Source organism: Streptomyces sp. NPDC029956, from assembly GCF_055574655.1.
Map to the genome: position 1 here is coordinate 1 of NZ_JBVHZJ010000118.1, position 4,744 is coordinate 4,744.

The 4,744-nt window shown below is 71.8% G+C and carries 3 protein-coding genes and 1 pseudogene; 3 read left to right on the forward strand and 1 reads right to left on the reverse strand.

Annotated elements, in window-relative coordinates:
• The first annotated feature begins 285 nt into the window (after positions 1-285).
• The 3 genes from panB (at position 286) to ACZ4XX_RS40120 (ending at position 3,177) form a co-directional block, all read left to right on the forward strand.
• Positions 286-1,149, forward strand: coding sequence for a 3-methyl-2-oxobutanoate hydroxymethyltransferase (panB, locus tag ACZ4XX_RS40110; protein ID WP_468512750.1), 864 nt, complete (start codon positions 286-288; stop codon positions 1,147-1,149).
• A gap of 184 nt (positions 1,150-1,333) precedes the next feature.
• A complete protein-coding gene (locus ACZ4XX_RS40115; protein ID WP_468512751.1) occupies positions 1,334-2,326 on the forward strand; it encodes an ATP-binding cassette domain-containing protein in 993 nt (330 codons plus the stop codon).
• Positions 2,323-3,177, forward strand: a complete 855-nt coding sequence (locus ACZ4XX_RS40120) for an ABC transporter permease (RefSeq protein WP_468512752.1) — start codon at positions 2,323-2,325, stop codon at positions 3,175-3,177. The genes ACZ4XX_RS40115 and ACZ4XX_RS40120 overlap by 4 nt, the downstream gene beginning before the upstream one ends.
• A gap of 51 nt (positions 3,178-3,228) precedes the next feature.
• Here ACZ4XX_RS40120 and ACZ4XX_RS40125 read toward each other — a convergent pair.
• Positions 3,229-4,744, reverse strand: a pseudogene (locus tag ACZ4XX_RS40125) (AfsR family transcriptional regulator); the annotation flags it as partial.

A 4,744-nucleotide genomic window follows, 5' to 3' on the forward strand; every position in this document is an offset into this window, starting at 1 on the left:
TGGACGCCCCACACCCGGGGGGGGATGTGAGAGGGGGGCTGTCGTGGGAAAAGGTCGGCGGCCGGGCTTGGGGGGGGGGGTCGGGTGGCCGTCGGCCCGGCGCCCGGCACGGCCCCCCGAGACCGCCCGCCCGGTGCGCCGGGGCCGCGCGCACGCCCGTCCGGCACGCCGGTGTGAACAGCGCCACTCCGGCCCACTTCCCCGTCCGCCCGGCGAAGTGCCACCATGGATGTGGTCCGGGGACGCCGTCAGGGCGCCTCGAGATGACACAAGGAGCCGTGCACCATGACGCTTCAGGCTGCCCAGAAACCGCCCGCCGACAGCAGCAAGGCGCTGTACGGCGGCACGAGCACGCGCCGCATCACCGTCCACGACATCGCCACCGCCAAGACCCGCGGCGAGAAGTGGCCCATGCTCACCGCCTACGACGCGATGACCGCGTCCGTCTTCGACGAGGCCGGCATCCCGGTGATCCTCGTCGGGGACTCCATGGGCAACTGTCACCTCGGCTACGACACCACCGTGCCCGTCACGATGGACGAGATGACGCTGCTCTCCGCCGCCGTCGTCCGGGGCACGAAGCGCGCCCTCGTCGTCGGCGACCTCCCCTTCGGTTCGTACCAGGAAGGGCCTGTCCAGGCCCTGCGCAACGCCACCCGGCTGGTCAAGGACGCGGGCGTCGGTGCGATCAAGCTGGAGGGCGGCGAGCGCTCGCTGCCCCAGACCGAGCTGCTCGTCCAGGCCGGCATCCCCGTCATGTCCCATCTGGGCCTCACCCCGCAGTCCGTGAACACCATGGGCTACCGGGTCCAGGGCCGCTCCGACGAGGCCGCGCACAAGCTGCTGCGCGACGCGAAGGCGGCGCAGGACGCGGGCGCGTTCGCGGTCGTCCTGGAGCTCGTACCGGCCGAGCTGGCCTCCGAGGTCACCCGCTCGCTGCACATCCCGACCATCGGGATCGGCGCGGGGGCCGGCACCGACGCCCAGGTGCTCGTCTGGACCGACATGGCCGGCCTGACGGGCGGCAAGGTCCCGCGCTTCACCAAGCAGTACGCCAACCTCCGCGAGACGCTCGGCGACGCCGCGCGCGCCTTCGCCGAGGACGTCAGCGGTGGGGCGTTCCCCGCCGAGGAGCACACCTTCCACTAGGTCCTGTCACAGCTCCTGTCGGCACACTCCCGTCCGAAGGGCGGGAGTGTGCCGACAGGAGCCTGGTCGCGACAGGCCCACACAGCCACTGCGGCACCACCCGACAGCCCGCCGACATCCCCCATCGGCGGGCTGTCGGTCGTCTGTCGGAGGATTGTCGGTGGCCCCTGCTCTAGTAGGGGCCATGACGCGATCACACACCAACGCCGTCGAGGTCCGGGGCCTCGTGAAGCACTTCGGCGCCACCAAGGCCCTCGACGGGGTCGACCTGGACGTACGGGAGGGCACCGTCCTCGGCGTGCTCGGCCCGAACGGCGCCGGGAAGACCACCCTCGTCCGCTGCCTCTCCACCCTCCTCGTGCCGGACGCCGGCACCGCCACCGTCGCCGGCTACGACGTGGTGAAGCACCCCCGCCAGCTCCGCCGCACCATAGGGCTCACCGGTCAGTACGCCTCGGTCGACGAGAAGCTCTCCGGCTGGGAGAACCTGTACATGATCGGGCGGCTGCTCGACCTCTCCCGCGCCGACGCCCGCCGCCGGTCCGACGAGATGCTGGAGCGCTTCTCCCTCACCGAGGCGGCCAAGCGGCCCGCGATGACCTACTCCGGCGGCATGCGGCGCCGGCTCGACCTCGCCGCCTCGATGATCGGACAGCCCGCCGTCCTCTACCTGGACGAGCCGACCACCGGCCTCGACCCCCGCACCCGCAACGAGGTGTGGGACGAGGTCCAGCGGATGGTCGCCGAGGGCGTCACCGTCCTCCTCACCACCCAGTACATGGAGGAGGCGGAGCAGCTCGCCAACGAGCTGACCGTCATCGACAAGGGCAAGGTCATCGCCCAGGGCGGCGTCGACGAGCTCAAGGCCAAGGTCGGCGGCCGGACCCTGAAGGTCCGCCCGGTGGACCCGGGCCAGCTGTCGGCGATGGCCGCCGCGCTCCGCGAGACCGGTCTCGACGGTGTCGCCGGCTCGACCGTCGTCCCCGACGAGGGCGCGCTGTACGTGCCGATCCTCACCGACCAGCAGCTGACCGCCGTCGTGGCGCTGTTCGGCGCGCGCGGCTTCGGGATCGCCCACATCGGCACCCATCTGCCCAGCCTGGACGAGGTGTTCCTGGCGATCACCGGCGAGAAGTCCACGGTTTCCGACGAGATCCACGAGGAGGTCGCCGCATGAGCACGACCACGGTCACCAAGTCCCCCGTCGGATCGCCGAGTCCGGCCGCCGCGCGGCGCGAGCCCGCCGCCGAGGGCCGGATCGGCCTGCGGGCCAACCTGCGCCACATCGGCGCCCTGGCCCGGCGCAACGCCCTTCAGATCAAGCAGGACCCGGAGTCGATGTTCGACGCCGTCCTGATGCCGATCATCTTCATCCTGCTCTTCGTGTACGTCTTCGGCGGCGCGATCGCCGGCAAGGGCAACAACGACGTCTACGTCAACTACGTGACGCCCGGCCTGATGGCGATGATGGGCATGAACATCGCCATGGCCGTCGGCGTGGGCATCAACGACGACTTCAAGAAGGGGGTCATGGACCGGTTCCGGACGATGCCGATCGCCCGGTCCTCCGTCCTGATCGCGAAGATCGTCGTCGAGGTCGGCCGGATGCTGATCGCCACCGCGATCCTGCTCGGCATGGGATTCCTGCTCGGCCTGGAGATCCACACCTCGTTCTTCCACCTGCTCGCCGCCATCGGGCTCTCGATGGTCTTCGGAGCGTCGCTGATGTGGATCTTCATCCTGCTCGGCCTCACCCTGAAGACCGCCCAGGCGGTCCAGGGCATGGCGATGCTGGTCCTGATGCCGCTGCAGTTCGGCTCCTCGATCTTCGCCCCCACGGTCTCGATGCCGGGCTGGCTGGAGACCTTCACCGACTACAACCCGCTGTCGAACCTCGCCGACGCCGCCCGGAACCTGATCAACGGCGGCCCGGTCGCCCACTCCGTGTGGATGACCCTCGGCTGGGCGCTGGCCATCACGGTCGTCACGGCGCCCCTGGCGGTGACCAAGTTCCGCAAGAAGACCTGAGTCCATCGGGGCACGTCCGGCCCCGATCGGCCGGACGCACCCCACGGGGGTTCAGGACTCGGCGCGCTCACTGATCGCGTCGGCGGCGCGACCGAGCAGGGCGGCGGCCTCTTCCAAGGAGAGGCCGCCGCCTTCCGCGTGCGCCGCCTCGAACGCGTCCTCACCGAGCACGGACCGGGTCAGCTCCGTCGCCCGCCGCAGGTTGTCCAGCTCGAGCGACAGCGACAGGTGCCCCGCCGGCAGCAGTCCCTCCGCCGCCCCGAGCAGCACCCCGCCGATCCGCGCCGCCGGCCCGCCGAGACCCGCGAGGGCCCAGGCCGCGACGGTCAGGTGCACCGAGGGCATCTGCGGCGCCACCATCAGCGAGAGCTCGCCCATGGAGCGCTCGTACGCCTCCCTGACCAGGGCGAACCCGGACGCGTACTGCTCCTCGACGACATCGAGCCAGCCCAGGCTGCCGATGGCGAAGCCCTCGAAGAGCGAGAGCGTCTCGGAGCCGAACTCCTTCCGCAGCTCGTTCAGCTGCTCCCGGGCCTCGTCGTAGCGCCCGCTGCGGCCGAGCGCGAGACCGAGGAACAGCCGGGCGCCGAGCAGCGGTTCGTGCCCCAGGCTGGTGCCCCCCTCGACGATCTCGCGGAGGATCGCCTCGCCCTCCTCCATCCGCCCGGTCTCCACGAGGACGCTGGCGTACCGGGCCCGCAGCAGGGCCATCTGCGACTGGGCGCCGATCCGTTCCGCGTAGCCGATGGCGGCGACGTAGTCCGCGGCCGCGCCCTCGAACTCGAGCCGCCGCTCACGGGACTCCGCGCGGGAGGACAGCGCCTCGGCCGCTCCCCAGGCGTCGCCGAGCCGCTCGAAGATCTCCAGGCTCTCGTCGGCGTCGGCGCTCGCGCTGCGTGCCATGTCGGACCGGTTGGCGGACATGTTGGCGCGCATCTGGAGGGCGTTGCCGAGTTCCCAGGTGTAGCCGTGGCGACGGCAGGCGTCGACGGTCGCGTCGAGGAGCTCGCGCAGCCGGCCCGCCTCGCCGATGATCAGGACCGCGAAGACGGCGAAGGAGCCGGGCAGCCGGCAGGTCTGGGGCAGACCCGGCTCGTAGACGCCGGTCATCTCGCGGAGCCGGTGCACGCCCTCGGGGCGGGTCCACCGCCCGGTGTCGTGGTCCATGTTGAGGAGTTCGACGAGCCGCACCCCGCGCCGGGCCTCCCAGCGCTGGTCCTCGGAGAGCGGCGGCGGCGCGGCCGTGCACGCCTCGTGCAGGGGGACGACGGGCGCGGCGGGCGGGGTGAACGGGTCGGGTCCGAGGGCCGCGGCCGCCCGCGCCCAGTGCAGGGCGTCGGTCCGGAGGTCGCGCATCTGCCAGTACCAGAGCAGCGAGTGGACGAGGACGAGGGCCTCGTCCTCGTCGTGGCCGTCGACGGCCCGGCGCAGGGCGGTCCGGAGGTTGCCGTACTCGCGTCCGAAGCGGGCGATGGCGTCGACCTGTCCGGAGCCGCGGAGTTCGGGGTCGGTGGTACGGGCGAGTTCCCGGTAGTACGTGAGATGACGCCGCTCGACCACGGCCCGC